The sequence below is a fragment of the Acinetobacter sp. YH12058 genome (genome assembly GCF_013419805.1).
GTDB classification, from domain to species: Bacteria; Pseudomonadota; Gammaproteobacteria; order Pseudomonadales; family Moraxellaceae; genus Acinetobacter; species Acinetobacter towneri.
This window is the reverse complement of the sequence record NZ_VOZL01000021.1, coordinates 1-25,475: the sequence shown is the minus strand read 5'-3', so window position 1 is coordinate 25,475 and position 25,475 is coordinate 1. Positions and strand designations below refer to the sequence as shown.

Below are 25,475 nucleotides of genomic sequence, written 5' to 3'. Positions count from 1 at the left end.
TCTTTCCTTCTGCCGTACAGATTAGTAAATACTGTCATAACCTTCGGGGCGGCTCTTAAACCGACGATGAAACCACATATATTGGGTAGGAGCGATCCGTAATTGCTGCTCAATAATGAAATTGGTGCGCGTTGCATCTGCAACTTCATCTGCGCTTGGGAAATCCAGCAGTTCAGGTTCAATCAAGACTTTATATTGAGGGTTGGAAAGCTCACCTGTACGGTAAAAATATAACGGAATTGCTGCGGCTTTGGTCATTTTAAGTAAACGACGATGCGCTGTAACTGTCGCAGCAGGCACGCCAAAAAATGGCGCCATAACACCTTGTTTTAAACCAAAGTCCTGATCTGGGCTATACCAAATGGCACGACCATTTTTTAAGTGGCGGATTAAACCACGCATGTCATCGTGGTCAATTTGATGACCGTAAATGGTGGCGCGACAACGGTAAATCAGCATGTCCAGTAAGGGATTGTTTTGTGGACGATAGACCACATCGGGGTCAAAATATTGTGCACAGACATAGCCACCTGCATCTAGCAGAGTAGAATGTGTGCCTAACAATAAAACCCCGCGATCATCTGCTTGGGCTTGCTGAATATGTTCCAAACCTTCAACCTGAGTGCGTCCTTTAAACCACTGTGGACAGTACCATGCATTTAAGGTTTCAAATACGCCCAGCATTTGATCAACAAAGACTTGGCGAGCATTTTCATGTACTTCAGCCTCGCTCCATTCAGGAAAACACACTTCCAAATTGCGTAACGTAGTTACGCGACGTGACTTCATGCTGTTAAAGGCAAGATTGCCTAAAAGCTGCGCCAAACGATACTGAATCGCCCACGGCAAAATGGCTAAAATCATCAGGTAGACAATGCCAATCCAGATGCCCCAATATTTTGGCAACAGGAAAGACCATTGAAATTCGCCTGGTGGATATTCAGTGTGTTGACTCATAATGACCGTGTAAAGTGTTGTATCGTTGCAGTTTAGCACGAACCGATTTTAAAATTTAAAAGCATACGTCCAATGGGAAAGATGCTTAAAATGGTTTTGCAAAGCTTTGGTATTGGGGACAAGTCCTGTGCTTAAAAAGTTAGGAATAATCACTTAAGCCAATATGCTTAGTTACCATTCGCTAAGTTTTCCAGTTCGTCCCAACGCTCTAGTTTTTTCAGCAGTTCTTCATCAATTTCAGCCAAACGCTGTGAGGCTTTGGTGGCTGCATTGGCATCTGTTACAAACCAAGAACCATCCGCCAGTTTTTCAGCCAATTCGGTTTGTTCCTGTTCCAGTGCTTCAATTTCACCTGGCAACTGCTCTAAAGCACGTTGATCTTTATAGCTCAATTTTACTTTTTTGGCCGTTGGCGCTGCTGCAGCTGCTTCGGCTTTGGCAACGGCTTTTTTAACATCACTTTTTTGATCAACTACAGTTTGGTCTGGGCGTTGCTGCAAGTAGTCCTGATAGCCGCCAATATATTCATCAATATTGCCTTTGCCATCAAATACCCAAGTCGAGGTCACCACGTTGTCCATAAAAGCACGGTCGTGTGAAATCAGCAATAAAGTACCCTTATAGTCGCTGAGCATTTCCTCAAGCAACTCTAAAGTGACCATATCTAAGTCGTTGGTCGGCTCATCCATCACAATTAGGTTAGATGGTTTGAGTAGTAATTTTGCCAGTAAAATACGGTTGCGTTCACCGCCAGACAAAGCTTTAACCGGCGTGCGTGCACGTTCTGGTGAGAATAAAAAGTCTTGTAAATAACTATAGATATGACGACGTTGTCCGTTCACATCAACAAAGTCTGAACCTTCAGACACGTTATCTTTGACCGACTTTTCCAAATCCAAGACATTGCGTAATTGGTCGAAATAGGCAATTTCCAGTTGTGTGCCTGTTTTGACAGAGCCACCATGCTCAATTTCACCTAAAATGGCTTTAATCAGGGTGGTTTTACCGACACCGTTATCGCCAACTAAACCAATACGATCGCCACGTAATACCAGTGTTGAAAAGTCTTTGATAATCGGAGCTTGATTGCCAAAGGCCACTTGTAAATGTTCAATATCAAAGACCAGTTTGCCTGAGCGATTGGCTTCCTGCGCTGCCATATTGACTTTGCCTTGTTGGAAGCGACGTGCTTTTGATTCTTCACGTAAGGCTTTTAAGGCACGCACACGTCCTTCGTTGCGGGTACGACGTGCTTTAATGCCTTGACGAATCCATGCTTCTTCTTCGGCCAGTTTTTTATCAAACAGCGCATTTTGTTTTTCTTCGGCTTCTAGTTGCTGCGCCTTTAAATCTAAATAACGTGAATAGTTACCTTCGTAGCTGCGTAATACACCACGATCTAACTCGACAATGCGGGTGGCGATACTATCGACAAAAGCACGGTCATGCGAAATAAACAGTAGAGTTAAATTATTTTGATCGAGTAGGAATTTTTCTAGCCATTCAATACTTTCCACATCTAAGTGGTTGGTCGGCTCATCTAGCAACAATACGTCAGGTTGGGTGAGTAGGGCACGTGCCAACAACACACGACGTTTACGTCCACCCGATAAATCGGCCAAGTCGGCATTTGGATCAAGTCCCATTTTACTTAAAATGGCATTGACCTTATTTTCTAGCGCCCAGCCATCAAGCTGATCTAGCTTGTGTTGCAAGTTCCCCATACGGTCACAGGCATCCATATCGCCCAATACACAGGCATCACTGGCTTCGTGATAGGCTTTTAATACTGCAGCAGCTTCACCTGCACCATCGGCCACAATATCGGCGACTTTGCCTGAATCCATGGGTACATCTTGCGCCAACATGGCAATGGTGATGCCATTTTGAATGGACACTTCACCTGCATCGGGCAGTAAACTTCCTTCAATCAGTTTAAGTAGAGTAGACTTACCTTCTCCATTACGGCCAATCAAACACACTCGTTCGCCACGTTCTAGGTTAAAATTCGCGCCGTCGAGCAAGGCAGGTCCACCAAATGCAAGTTGGACATCCCTTAAAGTAATATAGGCCATAGTGTTTCCTAAAAAATCTCAAATGAGGATTTGAAATGACTAAACAAAGTATAGATGATCAGGCGTCATTTTCCGCACCCATTGAAGATTTGCAAGTGCGAATTGCATTTTTGGACGATTTAGTTGAGCAATTGAATGAACAAGTGGTTCATCAAAGTCTGGAAATTGCTGATTTAAAGAAACAAATGCAGTTGTTATATCAGCGGGTAGAGTCGGCAGATTTGTCGGATGGGATTGCACCATTTGACCCGATGACCAATCGCCCACCACACTATTAATCAATCGTACTTAATCAACGGTATTGGTTTCCGTGCTGATTTTAATTTGACCTTTGCTGTACTTCCCGCTGTAATGCTCGGCTGCTGTGCCTGAATCTTTTAAACCCTATTGTGTCCGCTAAAGTTTATGTCCTCTAAAGTTGTATTACTTGACCTTGAAAACAACCTGCCTACCGCGACTTTGTTGCGAGAAATTATTGAGCATCATCCGAGTGTGTATCTGTTTAATTGTGCAGGAAAATTTGAATATAACTTGCAGGATTTAACTGAACTCGCTGGCTGGATCAGTACGGGTCAACTTATGATTTTAGACAGCCCGCGCGCAGAGTTTAAAGAGTTTGAATATGCAGTGGTAGTTGGGCAACTGATGGCACTGCTAGAGCCAGAAACACAAGTTGAAGTGATTTCTGCGGCTGACAGTATTCAGATTTTAATGGAAATGTTGCAAGCATCTGAAATTGCCTGTCACCTGATTCATATTCAGCCTGAAATGCAGTCTGGGAAAAGCAAAAATCGTTTACCAAGCCCAATGGCAATTCGCAGCAAACCTGAATTGCTGTTGGTAAAAAAGTACTGTGATGCGCTGGCAAAAATGTCAGGCAAGCCAACCAACTTAGAAGCTTTAAAACACTCAATTGCCAATATTTTGCAACTTGAGGCCGACAAAGTGCAGCATGTGGTTGGTATGTTGATGAGCCTGAAAATTGTAAAGCGGGTGGATGAACAAATTAGCTTTCGTAAAAAAGTTCTGAAACAATGGGCTCAACTTGACCTAGATGTCGTGGAAGAATCTACGCAAGAGGCGACAGTCACTTCTACAATCGTGGCGCAAACTGAAGCCGTAGAGCCACATCCTCAGCACAGTTTATTTAAAAACTTTAGCCAAATTGACCCTGTGCAATGGGAAGTTGCCAAAAAGTTACGTGAGCTAAAGGGTGAAAAACCGAAAGATATTTATGAGTTGCGTGATTTACTAGAGCGGTTATTTCCAAAGTCTGATATTCGTTTATTGCTCAAAGAACTGATTGAAAAAGGCTATATTTATTGGAATGGACATGAAGTGCTATATAGTCATGAGATGTTCTTGAGTTAAAAGATTGTGAGAGTGTATGAAAAAAGTCTTGTTGTTGGATATTGAAAATTTACATAAATCAGAAAAAGAACTTCTAAAATATTTATCTGAATATCAATTCGTGTATTTGGTATATGCAAAATCACCTATAAATTTAAGCTTAGATGGTTTGCAGATGCTTTCTGATTTTGTGAGCAAGAAAAAGCTTGTTCTTATTAAAATGCCTAAGATTGGCCCAGATGCTGCAGATTTTGGATTAGCTTTCTTAGCTGGTCAGTTATCTATTCAAATGGATAAATCAAATGTTGAATTTGATGTAATGTCTAATGACAAGAAAATTGAATATATTGTTGATTTATTGACAGTAATGGGTTTTAAGTCTCAACAGTTAAAAAGGGATCTCTTATCTTCACCTAGCAAAGAGTTCAAATTAATAAATCAAGAAACTGATTTAAGTTCTGATGAACTGAAACCTTTACTGTTTGCAATCCAATTACTTTTAAAAAATCAACCCAAACAATTTAATTCATTAAACAATGCTCTAAAGTCTTGGTTAAAAGGATATACAAGCAATACCAGAAAGATTATTGAGCAGTTAAAAGATTATCAATTGATCCAAATTAAAGATCAGACTGTAAGTTATGAGCTATCTCGGATGAAAGATGCTCTTAAATTTAGAGAAAAAGGTGAGGTACAGGCTTTGAGTAAAGCTTTACCGTCAGTTGATGAAATTCAGATTAAGCCGCACTTGCAAAGAGTGAAACAGTATTGTGATTATCTAAGTAAAATTAGCAATAATAAACCTGCAAAATTAAATAGTTTACTGAATTCGATTCAATCTGTATTAAAGTTAAACGCTCAGCAATTGGCTCAAGACTTTATCAATATTTTAATAAAGCAAAATATTGTTAAGCAAGAAAGTACTAAACTAATATATAACGATTCCTTGATTGAGGCTTGGGCAAGTCTAGACAAAACTTGTTTGAATACAACAATAATTCAGACAAGTTTGATGGAACAACCTAATACGGAAGTTTTGTCATAAACAGTATAAGCTTCTGATAAAGCCAGTTGATTTTAGTCGGTGGTACTTGCGTTTTATATTGTGCTTATGCAACTCTAATATAAGAATAGAAAGGTTGTACTATGGAAAATACTGGAATTTGGGTTGCCGTTGCCATCATTATATTTGTGATGGGCTCTATTTTTGGTCTGCGTGTCAGCCCAAGAGAAAAAGCTTTAGGATTGATGCGTGAAAAAGCCCGAAAAATGGGACTACACCCTCGTTTGGTGGTTGCACCTGATTGGACAAAAATCCCCAAAGCTACGGAATCACGTGCCAGTATGGTGGCGTATTACAGCGTACTCATTGCCGATGCACGTTTACCGTTAATGCGTGCTTTAGTGACAGACCAAAAGCTAGAGCTGTTGCATGGCGATGAGAAATTCCAAGGCTTACCCATTGCATTAAAGGGCATTTATGCTATTGATATGCAGGCAAACTGTGTAGGAATCTATTGGGATGAAGAAGCCGATCTTCGCGCAACTCAATTAGATGAGATGAAAGCCTTTTTACATAGCTTGGCTGAACGTTAATTTTTAAACCATTAAATAGGAAATACGGTTACTTATGGCGAACGCTCCTCGGTCCACATCCAAAAGCACTGCAGCCAAATCTGAAGCTGGTCACAAACGTGCTTTAGTGATTGTGGAGTCGCCTGCAAAAGCGAAAACAATCAATAAATATCTTGGTTCGGACTACATTGTGAAGTCTTCGGTCGGTCACGTGCGTGATTTGCCAACCAGTGGTGGCGCAAAAACCACAGAAAAGAAAACCACCACCCGAACCAAACTGACCGAGGCTCAGAAAGCTGAAAAAGCTCAACAAGCATTAGTCAACCGTATGGGGGTTGATCCTGAACATGACTGGAAAGCACACTATGAAGTGCTGCCAGGCAAAGAAAATGTAGTCGCTGAATTAAAAAAACTGGCATCGCAGGTCGATGAAGTCTATCTCGCAACGGACTTGGACCGTGAAGGGGAAGCGATTGCGTGGCACTTAAAAGAAGTCATTGGTGGAGATGACTCACGTTATCAACGTGTCGTGTTTAACGAAATTACCAAAAATGCGATTCAAGAAGCCTTTAAGCATCCTGCGCGTTTAGATACCAACAAAGTCAATGCCCAACAGGCACGTCGTTTCTTAGATCGCGTGGTGGGTTTTATGATTTCGCCACTGCTCTGGGAAAAAATTGCCCGTGGTTTATCGGCAGGACGAGTGCAGTCAGTTGCGGTGAAGCTGGTTGTGGAGCGCGAGCGTGAAATTCGCGCCTTTGTACCCGAAGAATATTGGCAAGTCTTTGCAGATACTAAATCTGAAAAAGATGACATTCGTCTAGAAGCGGTTAAGCAAGCGGGTAAAACCCTCAAGTTACGCAACAAAGCTGAAACCGATGCTTTACTGAACTTGATTAAAGATGCGCAATACACCGTATCTGCACGTGAAGATAAGCCGACCAAAGTCAACCCAAGTGCGCCGTATATCACGTCAACGCTGCAACAGGCTGCGAGTACCCGTCTTGGTTTTTCAGTCAAGAAAACCATGATGCTAGCACAGCGTTTGTATGAGGCAGGTTTTATCACCTATATGCGTACAGACTCGACCTTCCTGAGTGATGACGCGGTCAATATGGTGCGTACGCATATTGAAGCGGAGTTTGGTCAAAAATATCTGCCTGCTAAACCAAATCGTTATGGCAATAAAGCAGGCGCACAAGAAGCGCACGAAGCGATTCGTCCATCTAATGTTGCGCTTAAAGGCGACAGTTTGGTGGGTGTAGAGCGCGATGCACAGCGTTTATATGATCTGATTTGGCGTCAGTTCGTCGCTTGCCAAATGACACCAGCCGAATATTTATCATCGACCATTTTGGTTGATGCCAATGGTGTCGAGTTAAAAGCCAAAGGTCGTACGCTGGTTTTTGATGGCTTTACCAAAGTGCGTGGGCAAAACAAATCGGATGATGATGTGTTACTGCCTGCAGTTAAAGTCGGTGAAATTCTTAAATTAGAGAAGCTTGATCCATCACAACACTTTACCAAACCGCCTGCGCGTTTTACCGAAGCCTCTTTGGTGAAAGAGCTTGAGAAAAAAGGTATTGGACGTCCATCGACCTATGCTGCGATTATTTCAACTATTCAAGACCGTGGTTATGTCAAACTGGAAAACCGTCGTCTGTTTGCCGAAAAAATGGGTGAGATTGTTACAGATCGTCTGGATGAAAGTTTTAATAACCTGATGAACTACGATTTTACAGCAGACTTGGAAGGTCAGCTGGATAAAGTTGCAGATGGAGAACGTAACTGGAAAGACTTACTCAACAGTTTTTATGGTGACTTCAAGCAGCGTTTGACCAATGCACAGGGCGAACAAGGCATGCGCCGTAATCTACCTGTAGAGGTTGATGCCGTGCATTGTAAAGAATGTTCACGTCCAATGCAGATTCGTACAGGTACAACAGGGGTATTCTTGGGATGTTCAGGCTATAACTTGCCACCGAAAGAACGTTGCAAGGGAACTCTGAACCTAACTCCTGTCGAGTCGCTTGCTGTATTGTCGGATGATGATACCGCTGAAACTGCAGATTTGATGTCTAAAAAACGCTGTCCAATTTGCGAAACTGCCATGGACAGCTATGTGATTGATGGTGGTCGTAAACTGCACATTTGTGGGAATAACCCAGACTGTGCAGGTTTTGAGCTAGAAGAAGGCGAGTTCAAAATTAAAGGCTATGATGGCCCAACCATTCCGTGTGACAAGTGCGATGGCGAAATGCAGTTGAAAACAGGTCGTTTTGGCCCTTATTTTGCCTGCACCAGCTGTGAAAACACGCGAAAAGTACTCAAGAATGGTCAGCCTGCGCCACCGCGTGTTGATCCAATTAAAATGGAACATTTACGTTCAACCAAACACGATGATTTCTTTGTGTTGCGTGATGGTGCAGCAGGCTTGTTCTTGGCAGCCAGTAAGTTCCCGAAAGTACGTGAAACCCGTGCACCGAAAGTCGCGGAATTACGCACAGTTGCAGAACAGCTTGATCCAAAATATCAATTTATTTTGCAAGCACCTGATGCAGACCCAGAGGGTAATCCAACATTAGTGAAATTCAGCCGTAAGAATCAAGCGCAATATATTGGTTCGGAAACGCCTGAAGGCAAACAAACCAAATGGTCATTGGTTTACCAAGATGGTAAATGGGTTGAGGCTTAACACGATCTGTTATGGAGTTGAAGCCAAAAAAATTCGCCATTTTAATCGATGCAGATAACTCATCGGTCAACTCGATTGAGTCTGTATTGGAAGAAGTGGCGAAGTATGGCATCGCCAGTGTAAAGCGCGTGTATGGTGACTGGAGCAGCGAAAGTCTAAAAAATTGGCGTGATGTACTTTTACCGCACGCCATTACGCCTGTACAGCAATTTGCTTATACCAAAAGCAAAGATACCACCGATATGATTTTAATTATCGATGCCATGGATTTGTTGTATAGCGGTGCTTTAGATGGTTTTTGTATTGTATCTAGCGACAGTGATTTCACGCCTTTAGCCTCTCGCATTCGTGAAAGTGGTTTAATCGTTTATGGTTTTGGGCGTAGTAATACGCCTGAAGCTTTTCGTAAAGCCTGCGATAAATTTATTTATGTAGAAAACTTGGTGTCCGAAGCTGAAAAAGCTGCGGTAGCAGAAGAATCTGATCAGAAAGGGAAAAATAATAAAGTTACCGATGTTGCACTCAGCATAGATAAATACACCTTGAACCTGATTTATAAAGCGGTCAAAGAAAATGCCGATGATAGTGGTTGGGCTTATTTAGGGGCAATTGGTACGTATATCAGCTCGGTCAAGCCCGACTTTGACACCCGAAACTATGGTTACGATAAACTCTCTGGTTTAATTAAAGCCTTGGGTTTATTTGAAACCAAATTACAGGGCAGTCAGATGTATTTGAGAAAGCGTAGTTTTAGTACGTTTGTCAAACTTGTCCAAAAAACCATTCAGCAACTTGCAGATCAGGCAGGTTGGGCAAAAATTTCCGAGATTATTCAACATATCGAACAAAATGATCCCTACTTTAATATTCAAAATCAGGGATTTGAAAATACACAGTCAGCTATACTTTCAATACACAGTGGTTGGTTGGAATTTTCCAGTGATCACAATCGTGTTAAAGTCGGCAAGCTGATGTCTTAATGTTGTCCTAATTCATGTGGAAAAAAATCCGAATTTTATGCTTATTGCTGGTTTTGCTGGTCGTTGCAGTCAATGCTTGGCGTGATCAGAGCCAAGACTGGAATAAGCCCATCATCGTATTGTTACACCCAATCAATGCCGATGGACGATCAAATACCCAAAACTATATCAATACATTAAATATCAATAATTTAAATTCTGCTTAAGACTATCTAAAACAAGCTTCTTTGCAGTACCGTGGGCAACCCATTGCGCTTTATTTCAAACAGGGGCGAGAATTAAAGCAGTTGCCACCAAAAGTGCCTGAGCAGGCATCACTACTTAATACTGTACTTTGGAGTTTAAAGTTCCGATTTTACGCTTGGCAGCAACGACAAAGCAGTGATGGTACGGCAACCGTGACGCTGTACCTGAATTATTATGATCCGAGTCAAACTCAAATTTTGAAGCATTCCACCGCTTTACAAAAAGGTAAAATTGGCTCGGTGAATTTATTTGCTTCTGCTGCACACAGTGAGCGTAATACCATGGTGATGGTGCATGAATTACTGCATACCTTTGGTGCCACAGATAAATATGATTTAAGCACAGGTCAGCCGATTTATCCGATTGGTTATGCAGACCCAAATCAGCAACCATTGTATCCACAACGACAGGCTGAACTGATGGCGGGTTATGTGCCACTTTCGCAAAGCAAAAGTAAAATGCCTGAATCGTTACAACAGACACGTATTAACGAAATCACTGCCATAGAATTGGGCTGGAAATAATGTGGATAAGCATGTACTTATCCACATCTCCACAATATAACCTGTGTAAAAGTATGTGCTTGAGCATGACTTGAGTATGAATTGAGCCATTTATATTCATGGGTTTATTCCTAAACCGATCTGTTAAACTATTCATCCACCCACTACGATGAGTCACTATGAGTTTAGCCAGCCTAATTGATGAATTGAATCCCCAGCAAAAACAAGCAGCCACGACAGCACATCAACATAGTCTGGTCTTGGCTGGCGCAGGCTGTGGCAAAACCAAAACCATTGTGGCACGTGCAGCGTACTTGATTGATCAGGGTATTCCAGCCAATCAAATTCAAATTTTGACCTTTACCCGTCGTGCGGCGAGTGAAATTGTCGCACGGGTGGAGCTAGCGCTGGGCGAGCAAGCCAAAGGCTTACGTGCTTCGACCTTTCATACTTTTTGTATGTATCTGTTACGCCGTACTCCTAAAGCCTTTGGCTTAGAGCAGTTTTCAATTATTGATCGTGATGATCAGTTGATGATGTTTCGCCTCATTCGTGGAAAAGATGATAAGAAAAATCCAAGTCAGTTACCCAAGCCTCAAGAATTATGTGATTTGTATTCTTTTGCGCGGAATACCCGTCAAAAACTGAGTGTGGCTTTAGAAAAGCAACAGCCTGAATATTTGGCACTGAAAGATCAAATTGCTGAAATTATGCAGGAATATGAAAGCCGTAAACGCGCACGTGGCTTTCTCGATTATGACGATATTTTGGCTGTGGTGGCATCGGCATTGGCGCAGTCGGAAGGTCTGGTCGATTATGTCGCGTCAATTTGTCAGCATCTTCTGGTCGATGAAATGCAGGACACCAATCCTTTGCAATGGGCTTTGCTTGAGCCTTTAAAAGATCGGGTCAGTTTGTTTTGTGTGGGCGATGATGCACAATCGATTTATGGTTTCCGTGGTGCAGATTTTGAAAATATTCATCATTTCACAGAGCGCGTACCCAATGCTCAAATTTTCAAATTAGAGCAAAATTACCGTTCTACGCAGGAAATTTTAGACCTGTCCAATTGGTTGTTAGATCAAAGTGAGATTCGCTATAACAAACGGTTGCAGGCGCATCGTGGTGATGGCATCAAACCCAAAATGCATATTTTCCCGAATGAATTTGATGAAGCCAAATGGATTGCGATTGATATTAAAGAGCGACATTTCTTGCAAGGCGCGCCGTGGTCAGATCACATGGTCTTGGTGCGTTCGAGTTTTGCAGCGCGACATATTGAAGCCGCCTGTATTGCGGCAAGTGTGCCGTATCGTTTTATTGGCGGCATGAAGCTCTTGGAAACTGCGCATGTGAAAGACTTACTTAGTTTATTGCGCGTTATTGCCAATCCTTTAGATGATATTGCATGGATGCGTTTTCTCACTTTATGGAATGGCGTGGGTGATGTCGGTGCGAGTAAGTTGGCGCAGCAATTGTTACTTGAACCCACAATGGATAAGGTGATTGAAAAGCTGGAAAAATTTGGACGCTTGCCAGAAAAAACTTTATTGATCATGAAGCAAATGGATGTCTTACGCCATGAAGTTGCAGCTTGCGTCGGTTTAGGCATTGAAGCGATTCAGGAACAATTGGCTGATAACTATAAAAAAGACTGGAATCGTCGTCAGGGTGATTTTCAGTTGGTGCAACAACTGGCGGGTAAGCATGCGCAGTTAAGTGAGTTTTTAGAAGAATATGTGCTCGATCCTGTGTCTATTTCTGAAATTGAACGCCAGTCCGATACCGATGTGGTCACTTTAATCACCATCCATTCTGCCAAAGGTACGGAGCAAAAAGTCTGTTATGTGGCGAATGTGACTGCAGGGCAGTACCCGCATGCACGGGCGCAGGGCAGTTTTGATGATATTGAAGAAGAACGTCGAGTGCTGTACGTGGCTTTGACCCGTGCCCAAAATGAACTGATTTTAACCAAGCAAAATTTTAATTTATGGGCGCGTGATACGGTAGATGAACAAGGGCGCAAACTGGACAGTTATTTTTTGAATGATCTGACACGGCAGTTGTGTACGATGGAAACTCATCACCGTACCCGTCAGCAAACTGTGAAAAGTGCCTTGGTGGAACGCCAAGCGATTAATTTAGATTTTGGCATTGATCTCGATTAAACTATGCCACAAGGTTTCCTGCAAAAAGTAGAGTAGGCGAGTGCTTTTTGATGTTTTTTGCCTATTTTAAGGTTGTAAGATGAAAATTTTAGTTCGTAGTTTAGAGCGTACAGTGACTGAAGAAGAATTGTTAAAGCTTTTTCAGGAATATGGCACTGTAGAATCTTGTAATTTGGTGTTGGATGCTGCAACAGGAAAATCTAAAGGTTTTGCATTTGTAGAAATGCCACATGCACGTGAGGCAGTAAAAGCCATTAAAGCGCTGAATACTTTGCGTCTGCATGGTCATGGAATACGTGTCAAAGCAGCAGAAGATAAACCTGCATCAAAATAGTTCAAAGGGAGCAAAAAATGCTCCTTTTTTATGCGTGATTTTTAGTAAAAATACGAGATTGGCACTGCATTGGTGCGCGATTTTATCGCAGTAAAAATAGTGTATTTTTTATTGGGTGTTGCAGGAAAATCGGTTTAATCTAAGCTTCTTAGAACGCTAAATTGAGGAAATGCTCATGTCCCGTGTTGCTCGTTTTCATGCAGATCGTACCAATCAGAAATTATATTTCGCCCGTCTTTCATGTCAGCAGGCCGAGCAAACCGAGCATGTTCAGCAAGCGCAGGCACATCGTGAAGCTGCGGTGTTTCATTTAAATGGCGCGGTGCTGGCTTTTTTGCAGGAATTGGTGCGGTATTATCGTTTAAATGACAGTAATCCAACCCTTAAATCAATTGAAGAATTGATGGCAGCCAAAGGGCAGATTTCCCCTGAAGTGGCAATTTTGGAGCAACTGAGCAAATCGGGTTTTATTGCAGAGTTAAAGCGCGCTTATCGTTTATGTCAGTACACGCCCGAGCCAAGTGCACCAGAACCTGAACAGGAAACGTCATCCAATTTGATTATTAAAGTCACGCAATCTCCGCAAGCATGGCTACCAGATACGAAAATTTTGCGCGAATGGCATCGTGACTTAACCCAGTTGATTGATGGTTTTCGTAATGAAATGGTGGAATTTTAAGCCGACCAAACGCCCTTGAAAAAAATCTGATCAGCCCGATATAAATATTCTGAACGATGCAAAGTGCAAGCGCCTTTGCCGCCATGTCGAGCATGGAGGATATATGTCTATAGAGCAATTGAAAGAATTATTTGGTAATCAGGAAGCAATTTTAGAGCTGGTTCAGCTTGAAGGTGGCGAGTTGGCATTGCGTAATGCAGGCTCAGAGAAAGAGCCATTGGTCAAAATCCAGTTTAATGACGAAGTCAAAGCCATATTGGGCGATCAGACGGCTGTTGTGGCACAGCACATGATTCAGGCGGCATTATTTGGCTTGTTGGAAAAGCAGGTCAATGAATGGCATGCCGAAATTGTGGATGAACAGCCGCAATTTATGAGTTAATCCGAAAAGGTCTTTCGGTGATGAGCTATCTTTAATGAATAGATTGTCTATCTGCTTTGGTTAAAATCATGGACAGTATTAGATAGTTTTTCATCAACACAGTGAAAGCCAATCTATACATCAACAAAAAAGCGCAGCTTAAACGGTGCGCTTTTTGTGATTTTGGCTATGGGTTTTAGATGAATGATGCTCAATGCGTTGGTGGCTGATGATGGGCAATTTCAATTTGATTTAAAATATAATTGCTCATATTTTTCGCCATTTCTTCTTTGGCAAAATACACTTCACCAATGTTGTCTTTACGAATTACTTCCGCTTCGGCTTTGCTTTCTGCACACACCAAAACCTGAATTTCAGGGTTTAGGGTTTTGGCAATATCCACAATTTTATGAATATCCAAAATGTCCATAGGCGAGAGAACGAGTAGTCGTGCATGTTGAATATGTGCCTGAATCAGTACACCCGTTTCTGTGGCAATGCCGCTGACTGCAGCAATGCCTTTTTCGCGTAAGTCTTCGACAATTTCACGGTTTTCTTCCGCAATCACGACCTTAATATTTTCAGCCATTAAATTTTGAGTAATGCGGCGTCCGACTTCACCATGTCCAACAATCACCACCTGATCACGTAAATAATCTTGAGAAACTTCATCGGGCAGCATGGCTAAAGGGTCATTGCTGCGTTCAAGCAAACGCGCCAAATAAGAGCGTTCCCGAATCCAGTTTTGCACAGGCTCAATCGCAGAAAAAACAAAGGAATTGAGGGTAATTGAAATGAGTGCGCCTGCTAAAATCAGGTTTTGTCCTTCTAGTGACAGCAGTTGTAAAGATACACCTAGCGTTGCCAAAATAAAGGAAAACTCACCAATTTGTGCCAAGCTCGCGCCTACGGTCAAGGCTGTATTGAGTGGATAGCGGAAGAACAAGACCAATGCCATGGCTGCAATGGTTTTACCCACCATGATAATGCCGACGACCGCTAAAACGTGCAGTGGTTCTTCTATCAGAATACGCGGGTCAAACAGCATGCCCACAGCAACGAAAAATAGAATGGAGAAAACTTCACGTAAGGGTAAAGTTTCTTCTTCGGCGCGATGACTGAAATCAGATTCTTTGACCACCATCCCCGCAAAGAACGCCCCAAGTGCCATCGACACGCCAAAGATTTTATAAGCACCAAAGGCAATTGATACCGCAGCAGCGACCACAGTCAGGGTAAACAGTTCCCGCGAGCCTAAGCGAGCCACAATTTGCATAATGAAGGGCACAAGGCGTTTGCCAACAATCAGCATAAAGGCAATAAAGCCTGAAACTTTTAATAAAGTCAGTCCGAGTGTTAGCCAAATATTTTCATCACTGGCATTGTCGATAGCTTGTCCACCCAGTAATACAGCTGTGGCAGGCAAAAGCACCAATGCTAAGACCATCACTAAGTCTTCAACTAACAACCAGCCTACGGCAATTTTACCGTTCACGGAGTCGAGCAGGCCACGATCACCCAATGCTTTTAAGAGCACAACGGTACTGGCACAAGACAGACTCAAGCCAAAAATTAAGGCAGAACCAAAACTCCAACCCCACATCATCGACACGCCTACACCGAGCAGGGTCGCCACGGCGATCTGCAATACTGCACCAGGCAAAGCAATGCGTCGTACCTGCATTAAATCATTTAGCGAGAAATGCATGCCAACACCGAACATGAGGAACATGACCCCAAGTTCTGCCAATTGGTTGGCAAGATGAATATCTGCCACAATGCCCGGTGTGTTGGGACTAATGATGACACCTGCAATCAGATAGCCCATAAGCGGTGGAAGGCGTAAGCGCGCAGCGATATAGCCAAATACCAGTGCCAAGCTAAAACCAACGGCAAGTAAGATGATGAGTTCTACATCATGAGGCACGAGAAACTCCTAAGCCATGGTGAAGGTGCGGTCAAAAGACTGAAATAAGACAAGCACAAATAGTGCCAAAAAAGAAAACGAGGAAATTTTAACAAGTTAGGCAAAAAAAGTGCAAAAAAAAACGACCTGAATAAGGTCGTTTTTTAAAAAAGCTAAAATTATTTGATTTTAGCTTCTTTGAAAACTACGTGTTGACGGATTTTTGGATCAAATTTTTTGATTTCCATTTTTTCCGGCATAGTACGTTTGTTTTTAGTAGTGGTATAGAAATAACCTGTACCAGCTGTAGAAACTAAGCGAATCTTATCACGCATTGTCCTGACTCCTTACTTAGATCTTTTGACCTTGAGCACGAAGGTCAGCAACAACCTTTTCAATGCCCAATTTGTCGATAATACGCATACCTTTAGTGGTTAAACGAAGACGTACGAAACGTTTTTCGCTTTCTAACCAGAAACGGTGGTTGTGCAGGTTCGGCTCGAACCGGCGCTTAGTTTTGTTGTTGGCGTGTGAGACGTTGTTACCAACGACTGGACGCTTGCCGGTAACTTGGCAAACCTTAGACATGGTGTAACTCCATTGATTTAGCCAACAGCAAATCTGTATGGCCAGTCAAAAATAAACGGATGAATTCATTCAAGGGGCGTTTTATATCAAAAATACGCTTAAAAGACAAGCGATTTTCTTCAAAAACAGCATGAGCGTGTTTGATAGCTCATGCCTTGATCAGTTAACGAAGAAGCGTCTTCGAAATCAATCGATGAATCGGCTTATCAAATGGGGGGAGAATGAACTTCAAGCTGTAAAGCTTCGGATTAGACATTACCGACCGTTCATGTGACAAGCTGAAAAAACCTTCTGGACCGTGATATTTCCCCATGCCCGATGCACCAACACCACCAAATGGTAAGTCATCTTGTGCAACGTGGGTCAATACAGTATTGAGTCCGAAATGCCCTGAATGGGTTCGCTGTGCGACATAGTCGGCACGCGCCTGATCAAAGTCGAAATAGTATAAAGCAAGAGGACGCGGTCGGCTATTAATAAACTCGATTACATCATCAATTTGTTCATATTCTAAGATTGGCAGGACTGGACCAAAGATCTCATTTTGCATAATTTGCATGTCTGGACTGACATTGGTCAGTACCGTTGGTGCCATTTTACGGGTTGCAGCCACATTTTCACTTTGCGGATTAATTTCAATAATATTTGCACCTCGCTCACGTGCATCTTCTAAATAGCCCTGTAAGCGACGATATTGTTTGTCATTAATAATAGAAGTGTAGTCTTGGTTATCACGAATATGCGGATACATTTCGGTCACAAATTGTTCGAAATGCTCCATAAATTCGGCAGTTTTGCCTTTAGGCAAGAACATATAGTCGGGTGCAACACAGGTTTGTCCAGCATTCCAGAGTTTACCTACCGCAATACGCTGCGCTACATCGACCATATCGCTAGATGGATGCACCAAAACAGGGGATTTTCCACCTAGTTCTAAAATGACAGGCACAAGGTTTTGTGACGCGGCAGCCATTACAGTTTTGCCGACTTCGGTAGAGCCTGTGAAAATAATTTTGTCAAAAGGCAAATGACAGAACGCATCGGAAATAATACCGCCGCCATTAATTACTGCCACCAATTCCTGTGGAAATGCTTCGCTCATGGCGTTTTCCAGTACTTTACCAAAATGCGCAGAAGCACTGGAAATTTTGATCATGGCATGGTTGCCTGCAGCCAAAGCACAGATCAGTGGGCCTAAAGACAACAGCAGCGGATAGTTCCAAGGTGCAATAATGCCAATTACCCCTAAAGGTTGATACTGTACCCATGCTTTTGCAGGTTGGTGGATAATACCAACCTGACGTTTAGATGGCTTCATCCAGTCGGTCAGGTTTTTGCTGTAATATTTGATATGTTCCAAGCAGGTAAGTAATTCACCAATTTTGGTTTCTGCAATGGCGCGGTTGCCATAGTCACGGTTAATGGCTTCGGCAAATTGATCCTGATATTTCACAATCACACGTTTTAAGCGGGCTAAGCGTTCAATGCGTTCTTTGGCACTTGGGACAGGATGACGCTGATAGGCATATTTCTGCAATGCCAAAATATCATCCAGACGTTGTAAATCGGGTGAATGTGGGGTCATTGAAGTTGTTTTTGTTTGACTGTTCATGGCATGTTACCATTCAATAAAAGCAATATAAGTTAATTTTTAGAGTATTTACTCTAATCAGTCAAGTGACTTTATGTTTTCATGCCCCCCAAATTTTAAAGAATGGTTGTTTTTAGGATGTCTCAAACCAAAACGTTGAAAACCAAAGAACGTATTTTGCAATTGAGTTTGCAATTGTTTAACGAGCGTGGTGAGCGTTCGGTAACAACCAATCATATTGCGGCAGAACTGGGCATGAGCCCAGGAAACTTGTATTACCACTTCCGCAATAAGAACGAAATTATTAAAGAGCTGATGGAACAATATCAGCAAGAAACTTTAGAAATGCTGGCTTTGCCTGAAAATCGTGGCTTAGATGCCAATGACAAAATTCGTTATTTTCAGGTTCTCAGTAGTCAGCTGTGGGCTTATCGTTTTTTGCATCGTGATGTCTATCATTTGGTCGAAACCAATGAAGATTTCCGCAAAATGTATCCACGTTTTGCAGGACAGGTCATGCAGCAGGGACAAAAAATTTATCAGGCCTTTGTGGATGCGGGTCTGATGCAAATGACTGAGTCAGAAATTGAAGCCTTGATTATCAATATTTGGATTGTGCTGACCAACTGGACGAACTTCTTATATATGTCGGGTCACATTACCGATTCAAACCATTTGGAAGAAAAATGGATTTGGCAGGCTTTACGTCAAATGCTGTTCCTTGAAGGGGCATATTTACGGGGTGAAAGTCGTGCAACCTATGAGCGTTTACTAGAAACACTAGGCACATCTGAACTGTTTGAGAGTTTATCATCCAGTAAAAATACTCAAGCCGACTAAGAGACTGAGAATGGCTATTTAGAATGTCTGAGAAACGCGCTAGAATACTCGGCTTGTTTTTCAATTTAACCAAGTAGTGACTAAAAACAACATGAATATGACGACTGCGAATACTGCACGTTTACTGATTACCTGTGAAGATAAGCCAGGTATTGTGCAGGCTGTATCGAGCTTTTTGTATCATCAAGGAGCCAACATTACCGCGCTTGATCAATACGCAACAGAAGCTCAGGGCGGGCGTTATTTCATGCGGGTTGAGTTTGAACTGGATCACTTGCAAAGCCGTAAAGAAAGCTTATTGCAAACCTTTGCTTCTAACGTGGCAGAGCGTTATGAAATGCAATGGCGTTTGGCTTTGGTCAGCGATGTGAAAAAAGTCGGCATTTTGGTGTCTAAAGTTGATCATGCTTTGCTCGAACTATTATGGCGTCATTCACGTGGTGGTTTACCATGTGAAATTACCAAAGTGGTGTCGAACCATGACACCTTGCGTGAAGCGGTAGAAAACTTTGGTATTCCGTTTGAAGTAGTGCCTGTTAATAAAGAAAATAAACGTGAAGCTTACGCTAAAATTGATGAATTGATGCAAGGCAATGATTTGTTGGTATTGGCGCGTTATATGCAAATTTTGGATGAAGAGTTTGTCTCTAAGTGGGAAATGAAAGTGATCAATATTCACCATTCATTCCTGCCTGCTTTCGTGGGCGCAAATCCATATAAACAAGCTTATGAAAAAGGCGTAAAACTGATTGGTGCAACTGCACACTATGTAACAGCAGACCTAGATCAAGGTCCGATCATTGAGCAAGATGTAGAGCGTGTAAACCACGACTTTACGGTAGATCAACTGCGTGAATTGGGTCAGGATGTGGAACGTAATGTACTGGCACGTGCAGTTAAATGGCATTTGGAAGACCGTATTATTGTAGATGGCAACAAAACTGTTGTATTTCAATAGGGCAAAAGCTATCTAAAAATCGAATTAAAACATGCCGACATGGCATGTTTTTTTATGCTAAAATTGTAATGTTATAACATTTATTTAAACTGTTTTTAAAATAGTAAATTTATTGGATGATTCACGTTTGTTATTAAAAAATAGTTGCAAATGAAAACACTTCTCATTTATTATTGCGTTACTTTAATTGTGCTAACCGATCAGTTTGATCGTTCGGAACTGTGATGGTTTGGCAATTGCTTTTGAAGGTCGCTGACTTTAATGAACCAATCTCCCAACGCTATGCTACAAATGCCCAATGCCATGAAAAAGAAAGTTGTGACGGCTTTAGCTGTGGTTGCATTAGGTCATGTCGGTGTGTTGTGGGCATTGGGGCAAATGCAAACTCCGACCTTAAAGCCCATAGAAAAAGAACCTTTAAAAGTACGCTTTGTAAAAATTCAAGAACAGCCTAAACCGTTGCCACCGCAACCTAAGGCTGAACCACAGCCTGAAAAACCCAAGCCTCAGCCTGTAAAAGAAGTGCCTGTGGTAGAAAAACCGTTGCCACCGCCACCGAAAAAAGTAGAAAAAGTACAGCAAGTTAAAAAAGCAGAAGCCCCTAAACCCGTGGCGAAGCCCGTAGAAAAACCAGTCGAACGTGTGGTGCAACCTGCACCTGTAGCAACGGTGACTGAAACTAAAGTGGTACAGCCTGCACCGAAACCGACAGTTGCACCTGTTGCGCCAGCACCTGCTCCTGTCGCACCTTCTGCTCCAAAAACAGTGTCGATTGGCGGCTCAGGCGTGCAATGGAGTCGTTCTCCAAAACCTTCTTATACCAATCGTGATTTACAGGGAGAAACCCGTAACGTGGTGGTTCGGATTGAAGCCAATGAAAAAGGCGTGATCACCGATGCTCAAATTACGCGTTCTAGTGGTGTACCTGCTTTAGATCAAAAGATTTTACGCGCAGTGCGTAGTGCAAAATTCAAACCGTACAAAGAAAATGGCGTGGCTTATCCAATTCGTGCTGAGCAGCCTTTTGAATTGACATTGAACCCTAACGGCTAACCTTCAACAGGAGTTCGAGTATGAACTTTTCCGTCTATTGGCAACACGCAGATGCAGTCAGCAAAACGCTGTATTTCGTGTTATTGGCGATGTCGATTGCGACATGGACCATCTTCGCATTACGTTTGATAGGCACGCGCCAATTGAAGCAACAAGCTTATGCTCAACTGTCACAGGCTTTAAATCAGCTTAAAGCAAAACTGGTGCCCTTAAATTTTGAGCAGCGTAAAGCGGTTGCTGAGCAAGCCTTATTGCGTCAAATTTCGGTAGAAAAAGCATCGGCAGAAAAAGGCGTATCGGTACTGGGTACAATTGCGTCATTAGCACCGTTTGTGGGTTTGTTTGGTACAGTTTGGGGTATTTTCCATGCACTCGTTGCGGTTGGAAAAAGCGGTCAGGCGGGATTGGCTCAAGTGGCAACGCCTGTTGGTGAAGCGTTGATTATGACGGGCTTCGGTTTGGCGGTGGCGATTCCTGCCGTGATTGCTTACAACATTTGTTCGCGTGTGAACCGTACCTTATCTACAAATTTGCAAGATCATGCACATAGTTTGTTGATTGACACCATGTTGCAACAAGATTCTTCTGTTCAAAGAACTGAAGTGAATGCAACACAACAAAGTTTAGTGGGAGGTCAGGTTTAATGGCTTTTCAATTGGGTGAAGACAACGATTCAGGCATGAATGAGATGAACCTTATTCCCCTGATCGACATTATGTTGGTATTGATGATCATCTTTTTGGTGACAGCGACCGTTGCCAACCCATCTATACCATTAACCTTACCGCAAACCAGCGCAGAAATTGTTGATTTACCGCCTGAGCAAATTCAGGTCAGTATCAATGCCAATGGTGAAGTGGCGTGGGATGATCAAATCATTAGTTTAGATGAGTTGCAAACCCGCTTTAATGATGCTAGTCAGCAAGCTCAACAGCCAACCGTGGTGTTAAGAGCAGATAAAGATGCGCGTTATGATACTGTGGCGCAAGTGATGTCACGTGCGAGTGAAGCCGGACTCAGTGATATTGCTTTCGCAACAGATGATTAAGTTAATCCTTAAAAATTAGCGATCTATTTAGGTCGCTTTTTTTATGCAAAGTCGCGCATAATGCCAAAACTCCTCAAGTACTCAATGATGTTGAATATCCAAAAGATTTAGGTTGAGTCCGCTGCTTACTTTAAAGTCTATTTTTTATCTCAGATCAGGTTCAGCCATGAGTTCACGCCAAGCACTTGATGCAAAAGCCAGCAGTATGATGCTAATTTTGTGTGTTTTTTGGGGTTTGCAACAAGTGGTGCTAAAAGTTGCTGCGGCAGATATTTCACCCTTGATGCAATTGGCACTGCGTTCAGGCTTGTCTGCTGTGATGGTGTTGCCTTTGTTATTGCTTGCAAGAAATACACAATGGGCTTCGACTGAATATCTGCCTGCAGGCATATTGGTGGGTATTTTATTTGCCGCAGAATTTTTTATGTTAGGGCAGGCGATTCAATATACTTCTGCGTCGCATGTGGTGGTTTTACTATATACCGCGCCTATTTTTGTGGCTTTAGCGTTGCATTGGAAACTACCTGCAGAGCGTTTATCTCGCTTGCAATGGGGCGGGATTCTGTTGTCTTTTGCTGGCATAGCGGTGACTTTTTTATGGCGTGATACTGTGCAACAAGAGAGCCACCAAAACTTCAGCCAGATGCTTTTTGGCGATTTACTTGCGCTGAGTGCAGGCATACTTTGGGCAGCCACAACTGTTGCGGTACGTCTAAGTCGTTTATCGGAAGCCCCTGCAACACAAACTTTGTTTTACCAATTGATGGGTGGTTTTTTGATTTTACTGCCGATGGCATGGTGGATGGGACAGGCTGAAATTCATTGGACAGCCTTAGCCATAGGCAGTTTGATTTTTCATGCGGTATTGATTTCGTTTATTAGCTATCTCGCTTGGTTTTGGTTGCTGAAACAATATTTAGCATCCAGTTTAGGCGTGTTTTCATTTTTAACGCCATTATTTGGCGTATTGTTTGGTGTATGGTTGTTGAATGAAAGCTTGAGCCAAAGTTTTATGATTGGGGCTGTTTTGGTCATGCTGGGGGTGTTGATGGTGAATGCTCAATGTTGGTTTAAACATAAAACCCAAGTACTAAAAAGAAAATAAGTATTTGCAGCTTTTCCATGAACTTGAGCAAGACTCAACATCAGCAATGTTGTCATGTAAAAATCATCTTCAAATAACCTAGTAGCTCAATACGGGTTTAAATTTGAAGATGGGTGATATTTAAAATCTAGCGAGCGCGTACAAGATTATTTTTCTTCAAAAATCTTAGAGAGCGGAATCGACAATTTGGCAGCCAAATAGTCATCGGTTTCACTGAGTACGGGGCCAAGTTTTTGCATCCATTCATCATCAGGATAGACATTGGCCAAGTCCTGACGACGTGGCAATGAATACGGTAGCTGTGAATAAAAACTCCAAAAATCTACCTGAGATAAATTGCGCACCAAAACAAATTCATCATTTTCAGTACGTTTAATTAAATTTTGTTGTTCTAGCATCAGCACATAAGACGGCCAGCGCCCAATTTCATTACGTCCCAATACATCTAAGGCTTCAGCTTCAGTGACACTTTCTCCGCGCATTTGTTTTTTGTAAAACAATTCCAGTAAGTCCAATAGCATGAGCAGCGGATGGCATTTTTTTTCGCGACTGGCTTCAAAAGCGGTCAAGGCATAACTAATTTCAACACCTAACAGCACAATATTCCAAGACAGGAAAATCCACAGTAAGAAAATAGGTACGGCAGCAAAAGCACCATAAATAATTTCATAACTGGTGAAGTTGGACATAATAAAACCAAACAGGTTTTTCAAAAATTCAAATACAACAGCACTGAACCCCCCCGCAATTAATGCGGCTTTAATAGGTACACTGCGGTTGGGAATGGTCCAATTCAGAATAAAAAAACCTAAAATGGTTAGGGCAAATGAAATCAGCCATAAAATAAATGCTCCATTGAGCTCATAACCTGCAAAGTTATTACTCAGCACATTCATAGAAGCCAAAGTTGAGGAAATGACAAAAGCACTGCCCAGTAAAATAGGGCCTAATGAGATAATGGTCCAGTAACGCATAAAACCCATAATACCGCCACGGGTTTCCTTAACCCGCCAAATTCGATTAAACACAGTTTCAATACTGGTCAGCATCATCACCGTGGTCACGAATAAAAACAAAATCCCGATGACGGTTAAGTTGCTAGATTTGTCGGTAAAGGCATTTAAGGCTTTATCAAAGGCGATGGTGGTTTTAGGTAAAAAGTTGCTGTAAATCAGTTGTTGTAATTGTTGCCGTGCAGGTTCGAGTGCCTTAATGGATGAGATGATCACCAAAAATACGGTGAGCATAGGTACAACGGCAAACAGGGTAGTGTAGGTTAAAGAGCCTGCTTGTTCACGGCAGCGATCTGCTTCAAAGCGACGCAGCACAAATAAGACAAATTGAAACCATTGTTTGTCATAAAAAGGCAGTTTCTTTAAATACTCAACGATCATACAGTGGCTGTCTCAACTTTTTTAATCATCTTTATCTGTTTTCATGGTTAAGCTTAACCAAAAAAGCAGCAAAATACCGTATAGTTTTCATTTTTAGTCTGATTTCTTAGCATGATGCAAGCATATATTCTGGTTTTGTACTTTAGTAAATATGGTTCTACCAAAGAAATGGCACATTTAATTGCCAACGGGGTAGAGGCTAGTGGCATGCCCGTTAAAATTAGAACTGTGCCAAATATCTCGACCGTGGTGCAACAAGCAGAGCCAAGTATTCCTGCCGAAGGTGATATTTATTGTACTTTGGATGACTTGGCCAATTGTGCAGGTTTGGCTTTAGGTTCACCTACACGTTTTGGCAATATGGCATCTGAAATGAAATATTTCTGGGATCAAACCACTAGTCTGTGGCTGAATGGCGCATTGCACAATAAACCTGCCTGCGTTTTTACCTCATCGGGTTCGATGCATGGTGGACAGGAAAGTACCTTATTGACCATGTTGCCTCCATTGTTTCACCACGGAATGATGATTATGGGATTGCATAATGCGCATCCTGCTTTATCAAATACCAAAACGGGCGGTACGCCGTATGGTGCAACGCATGTGAGCGGCCCGCGCCACGATCAGGCTTTGAGTCAGGATGAAAAAATCCTTTGTGAAGCGCAAGGACAACGCCTAGGTGAAATGGTAAAAAAATTACAGGGCATGTGAGATTCTTTCTTTAATTAAGATGAAGCGTAAAATGTGGATATCGTTTTACGCTTTTATCTTTTGTACTTGAATTCGATTGGCTTATGTAGCATTGAGCGTGCTAAAAAATAAGTTCACTTTTCACCTAAAATCACCATTTGCAGTGATATTCAGTTTTTCTCTTTTCACGTCTAATAACCGCTTTAAAAGCAGAGTTTTCTGTCACGGTTCACGCAGCATTTTTTTTGCAGGCTAGGGTCTGTTGACATTTCATAAATGGCTTGCGCTGTAGGCTAAAACTGAGCAGATCAGGCATGAAACGCAAGGAATAGCGAGATTATTGCTAAGTTTCATAACGCAATCTGAGAAAGTTTTAGCC

General features: G+C 42.2%; 24 protein-coding genes and 1 pseudogene. 18 read left to right on the top strand and 7 right to left on the bottom strand.

The features are described 5' to 3' along the window. Positions 1-21 precede the first annotated feature (21 nt). Both FTU09_RS11380 and FTU09_RS11375 read right to left on the bottom strand, forming a co-directional pair. Positions 22-957: a lauroyl acyltransferase gene (locus tag FTU09_RS11380; RefSeq protein ID WP_180080367.1), complete on the bottom strand. Its 936-nt coding sequence runs from the start codon at positions 955-957 to the stop codon at positions 22-24. 167 nt (positions 958-1,124) lie between these two features. Further along, positions 1,125-3,032 (bottom strand): ATP-binding cassette domain-containing protein, encoded by a 1,908-nt coding sequence (locus tag FTU09_RS11375; RefSeq protein ID WP_179990480.1) that lies wholly within the window; start codon positions 3,030-3,032, stop codon positions 1,125-1,127. Positions 3,033-3,067: 35 nt separating this feature from the next. Between FTU09_RS11375 and FTU09_RS11370 the strand changes: the two genes are divergently transcribed. The 11 genes and pseudogenes from FTU09_RS11370 (at position 3,068) to FTU09_RS11320 (ending at position 13,944) form a co-directional block, all read left to right on the top strand. Continuing rightward, the gene (locus FTU09_RS11370; RefSeq protein WP_004976120.1) at positions 3,068-3,310 is read left to right on the top strand and encodes a SlyX family protein; all 243 of its coding nucleotides are present in this window, start codon (positions 3,068-3,070) and stop codon (positions 3,308-3,310) included. Positions 3,311-3,437: 127 nt separating this feature from the next. Then, positions 3,438-4,403: a hypothetical protein gene (locus FTU09_RS11365; RefSeq protein WP_179989444.1), complete on the top strand. Its 966-nt coding sequence runs from the start codon at positions 3,438-3,440 to the stop codon at positions 4,401-4,403. 16 nt (positions 4,404-4,419) lie between these two features. After that, positions 4,420-5,427: a PIN domain-containing protein gene (locus FTU09_RS11360; RefSeq protein WP_096901707.1), complete on the top strand. Its 1,008-nt coding sequence runs from the start codon at positions 4,420-4,422 to the stop codon at positions 5,425-5,427. Between the two features lie 101 nt (positions 5,428-5,528). Then, the gene (locus FTU09_RS11355; RefSeq protein WP_004976129.1) at positions 5,529-5,978 is read left to right on the top strand and encodes an ammonium transporter; all 450 of its coding nucleotides are present in this window, start codon (positions 5,529-5,531) and stop codon (positions 5,976-5,978) included. Between the two features lie 34 nt (positions 5,979-6,012). After that, positions 6,013-8,652, top strand: a complete 2,640-nt coding sequence (topA, locus tag FTU09_RS11350; RefSeq protein ID WP_180051881.1) for a type I DNA topoisomerase — start codon at positions 6,013-6,015, stop codon at positions 8,650-8,652. A gap of 11 nt (positions 8,653-8,663) precedes the next feature. Continuing rightward, positions 8,664-9,632: an NYN domain-containing protein gene (locus tag FTU09_RS11345; protein ID WP_180080364.1), complete on the top strand. Its 969-nt coding sequence runs from the start codon at positions 8,664-8,666 to the stop codon at positions 9,630-9,632. Between the two features lie 14 nt (positions 9,633-9,646). After that, positions 9,647-10,402, top strand: a pseudogene (locus tag FTU09_RS11340) (hypothetical protein). A gap of 158 nt (positions 10,403-10,560) precedes the next feature. Then, a complete protein-coding gene (locus FTU09_RS11335; RefSeq protein WP_180044360.1) occupies positions 10,561-12,549 on the top strand; it encodes an ATP-dependent helicase in 1,989 nt (662 codons plus the stop codon). 79 nt (positions 12,550-12,628) lie between these two features. Beyond that, positions 12,629-12,883, top strand: coding sequence for an RNA-binding protein (locus FTU09_RS11330; RefSeq protein WP_004976139.1), 255 nt, complete (start codon positions 12,629-12,631; stop codon positions 12,881-12,883). Between the two features lie 175 nt (positions 12,884-13,058). Continuing rightward, the gene (locus FTU09_RS11325; RefSeq protein WP_179988458.1) at positions 13,059-13,562 is read left to right on the top strand and encodes a DUF6586 family protein; all 504 of its coding nucleotides are present in this window, start codon (positions 13,059-13,061) and stop codon (positions 13,560-13,562) included. 103 nt (positions 13,563-13,665) lie between these two features. Next, the gene (locus FTU09_RS11320; protein ID WP_131261040.1) at positions 13,666-13,944 is read left to right on the top strand and encodes a hypothetical protein; all 279 of its coding nucleotides are present in this window, start codon (positions 13,666-13,668) and stop codon (positions 13,942-13,944) included. A 190-nt stretch (positions 13,945-14,134) separates the two neighbouring features. On the opposite strand, the gene FTU09_RS11315 is transcribed toward FTU09_RS11320, so the two are convergent. The 4 genes from FTU09_RS11315 to FTU09_RS11300 form a co-directional block, all read right to left on the bottom strand. Next, a complete protein-coding gene (locus tag FTU09_RS11315; RefSeq protein WP_180061247.1) occupies positions 14,135-15,850 on the bottom strand; it encodes a cation:proton antiporter in 1,716 nt (571 codons plus the stop codon). Positions 15,851-16,008: 158 nt separating this feature from the next. Then, entirely contained in the window at positions 16,009-16,164 is a 156-nt protein-coding gene (rpmG, locus tag FTU09_RS11310; protein ID WP_004976146.1) for a 50S ribosomal protein L33, read from the bottom strand. A 16-nt stretch (positions 16,165-16,180) separates the two neighbouring features. Continuing rightward, the gene (gene rpmB, locus FTU09_RS11305; protein ID WP_004976147.1) at positions 16,181-16,417 is read right to left on the bottom strand and encodes a 50S ribosomal protein L28; all 237 of its coding nucleotides are present in this window, start codon (positions 16,415-16,417) and stop codon (positions 16,181-16,183) included. A gap of 163 nt (positions 16,418-16,580) precedes the next feature. Further along, on the bottom strand, positions 16,581-18,029 hold the full coding sequence (locus FTU09_RS11300) for a coniferyl aldehyde dehydrogenase (RefSeq protein WP_004976148.1): 1,449 nt from the start codon (positions 18,027-18,029) through the stop codon (positions 16,581-16,583). Positions 18,030-18,146: 117 nt separating this feature from the next. Between FTU09_RS11300 and FTU09_RS11295 the strand changes: the two genes are divergently transcribed. The 6 genes from FTU09_RS11295 (at position 18,147) to FTU09_RS11270 (ending at position 23,012) form a co-directional block, all read left to right on the top strand. Further along, on the top strand, positions 18,147-18,848 hold the full coding sequence (locus tag FTU09_RS11295) for a TetR/AcrR family transcriptional regulator (RefSeq protein ID WP_004976150.1): 702 nt from the start codon (positions 18,147-18,149) through the stop codon (positions 18,846-18,848). Positions 18,849-18,939: 91 nt separating this feature from the next. Beyond that, on the top strand, positions 18,940-19,806 hold the full coding sequence (purU, locus tag FTU09_RS11290; protein WP_004976151.1) for a formyltetrahydrofolate deformylase: 867 nt from the start codon (positions 18,940-18,942) through the stop codon (positions 19,804-19,806). Between the two features lie 261 nt (positions 19,807-20,067). Continuing rightward, entirely contained in the window at positions 20,068-20,859 is a 792-nt protein-coding gene (locus FTU09_RS11285; RefSeq protein WP_104853035.1) for an energy transducer TonB, read from the top strand. Positions 20,860-20,879: 20 nt separating this feature from the next. Next, on the top strand, positions 20,880-21,503 hold the full coding sequence (locus FTU09_RS11280; protein WP_096901723.1) for a MotA/TolQ/ExbB proton channel family protein: 624 nt from the start codon (positions 20,880-20,882) through the stop codon (positions 21,501-21,503). After that, positions 21,503-21,907 carry a biopolymer transporter ExbD gene (locus tag FTU09_RS11275; protein ID WP_004976158.1) on the top strand — a complete coding sequence of 135 codons (405 nt, stop codon included), beginning with the start codon at positions 21,503-21,505 and terminating at the stop codon, positions 21,905-21,907. The genes FTU09_RS11280 and FTU09_RS11275 overlap by 1 nt, the downstream gene beginning before the upstream one ends. A gap of 166 nt (positions 21,908-22,073) precedes the next feature. Continuing rightward, the gene (locus tag FTU09_RS11270; protein ID WP_136144062.1) at positions 22,074-23,012 is read left to right on the top strand and encodes a DMT family transporter; all 939 of its coding nucleotides are present in this window, start codon (positions 22,074-22,076) and stop codon (positions 23,010-23,012) included. Between the two features lie 146 nt (positions 23,013-23,158). On the opposite strand, the gene FTU09_RS11265 is transcribed toward FTU09_RS11270, so the two are convergent. Further along, positions 23,159-24,406, bottom strand: a complete 1,248-nt coding sequence (locus FTU09_RS11265) for a YihY family inner membrane protein (RefSeq protein ID WP_178866098.1) — start codon at positions 24,404-24,406, stop codon at positions 23,159-23,161. 114 nt (positions 24,407-24,520) lie between these two features. Here FTU09_RS11265 and wrbA point away from each other — a divergent pair, with 114 nt between their 5' ends. Further along, complete coding sequence (gene wrbA, locus FTU09_RS11260; protein ID WP_026438329.1) at positions 24,521-25,117, top strand: NAD(P)H:quinone oxidoreductase; 597 nt, start codon at positions 24,521-24,523, stop codon at positions 25,115-25,117. Positions 25,118-25,475: the final 358 nt, after the last annotated feature.

Coding starts and splice junctions, on each gene's coding strand:
- FTU09_RS11265 (WP_178866098.1), bottom strand. CDS start 24,406: ATGATCGTTGAGTATTTAAAGAAACTGCCTTTTTATGACAAACAATGG.
- FTU09_RS11380 (WP_180080367.1), bottom strand. CDS start 957: ATGAGTCAACACACTGAATATCCACCAGGCGAATTTCAATGGTCTTTC.
- FTU09_RS11300 (WP_004976148.1), bottom strand. CDS start 18,029: ATGAACAGTCAAACAAAAACAACTTCAATGACCCCACATTCACCCGAT.
- rpmG (WP_004976146.1), bottom strand. CDS start 16,164: ATGCGTGATAAGATTCGCTTAGTTTCTACAGCTGGTACAGGTTATTTC.
- FTU09_RS11360 (WP_096901707.1), top strand. CDS start 4,420: ATGAAAAAAGTCTTGTTGTTGGATATTGAAAATTTACATAAATCAGAA.
- FTU09_RS11270 (WP_136144062.1), top strand. CDS start 22,074: ATGAGTTCACGCCAAGCACTTGATGCAAAAGCCAGCAGTATGATGCTA.
- FTU09_RS11275 (WP_004976158.1), top strand. CDS start 21,503: ATGGCTTTTCAATTGGGTGAAGACAACGATTCAGGCATGAATGAGATG.
- FTU09_RS11355 (WP_004976129.1), top strand. CDS start 5,529: ATGGAAAATACTGGAATTTGGGTTGCCGTTGCCATCATTATATTTGTG.
- FTU09_RS11320 (WP_131261040.1), top strand. CDS start 13,666: ATGTCTATAGAGCAATTGAAAGAATTATTTGGTAATCAGGAAGCAATT.
- FTU09_RS11370 (WP_004976120.1), top strand. CDS start 3,068: ATGACTAAACAAAGTATAGATGATCAGGCGTCATTTTCCGCACCCATT.
- FTU09_RS11345 (WP_180080364.1), top strand. CDS start 8,664: ATGGAGTTGAAGCCAAAAAAATTCGCCATTTTAATCGATGCAGATAAC.
- FTU09_RS11330 (WP_004976139.1), top strand. CDS start 12,629: ATGAAAATTTTAGTTCGTAGTTTAGAGCGTACAGTGACTGAAGAAGAA.
- FTU09_RS11365 (WP_179989444.1), top strand. CDS start 3,438: ATGTCCTCTAAAGTTGTATTACTTGACCTTGAAAACAACCTGCCTACC.
- purU (WP_004976151.1), top strand. CDS start 18,940: ATGAATATGACGACTGCGAATACTGCACGTTTACTGATTACCTGTGAA.
- wrbA (WP_026438329.1), top strand. CDS start 24,521: ATGCAAGCATATATTCTGGTTTTGTACTTTAGTAAATATGGTTCTACC.
- FTU09_RS11325 (WP_179988458.1), top strand. CDS start 13,059: ATGTCCCGTGTTGCTCGTTTTCATGCAGATCGTACCAATCAGAAATTA.
- FTU09_RS11295 (WP_004976150.1), top strand. CDS start 18,147: ATGTCTCAAACCAAAACGTTGAAAACCAAAGAACGTATTTTGCAATTG.
- FTU09_RS11280 (WP_096901723.1), top strand. CDS start 20,880: ATGAACTTTTCCGTCTATTGGCAACACGCAGATGCAGTCAGCAAAACG.
- FTU09_RS11335 (WP_180044360.1), top strand. CDS start 10,561: ATGAGTTTAGCCAGCCTAATTGATGAATTGAATCCCCAGCAAAAACAA.
- rpmB (WP_004976147.1), bottom strand. CDS start 16,417: ATGTCTAAGGTTTGCCAAGTTACCGGCAAGCGTCCAGTCGTTGGTAAC.
- FTU09_RS11285 (WP_104853035.1), top strand. CDS start 20,068: ATGAACCAATCTCCCAACGCTATGCTACAAATGCCCAATGCCATGAAA.
- FTU09_RS11375 (WP_179990480.1), bottom strand. CDS start 3,032: ATGGCCTATATTACTTTAAGGGATGTCCAACTTGCATTTGGTGGACCT.
- topA (WP_180051881.1), top strand. CDS start 6,013: ATGGCGAACGCTCCTCGGTCCACATCCAAAAGCACTGCAGCCAAATCT.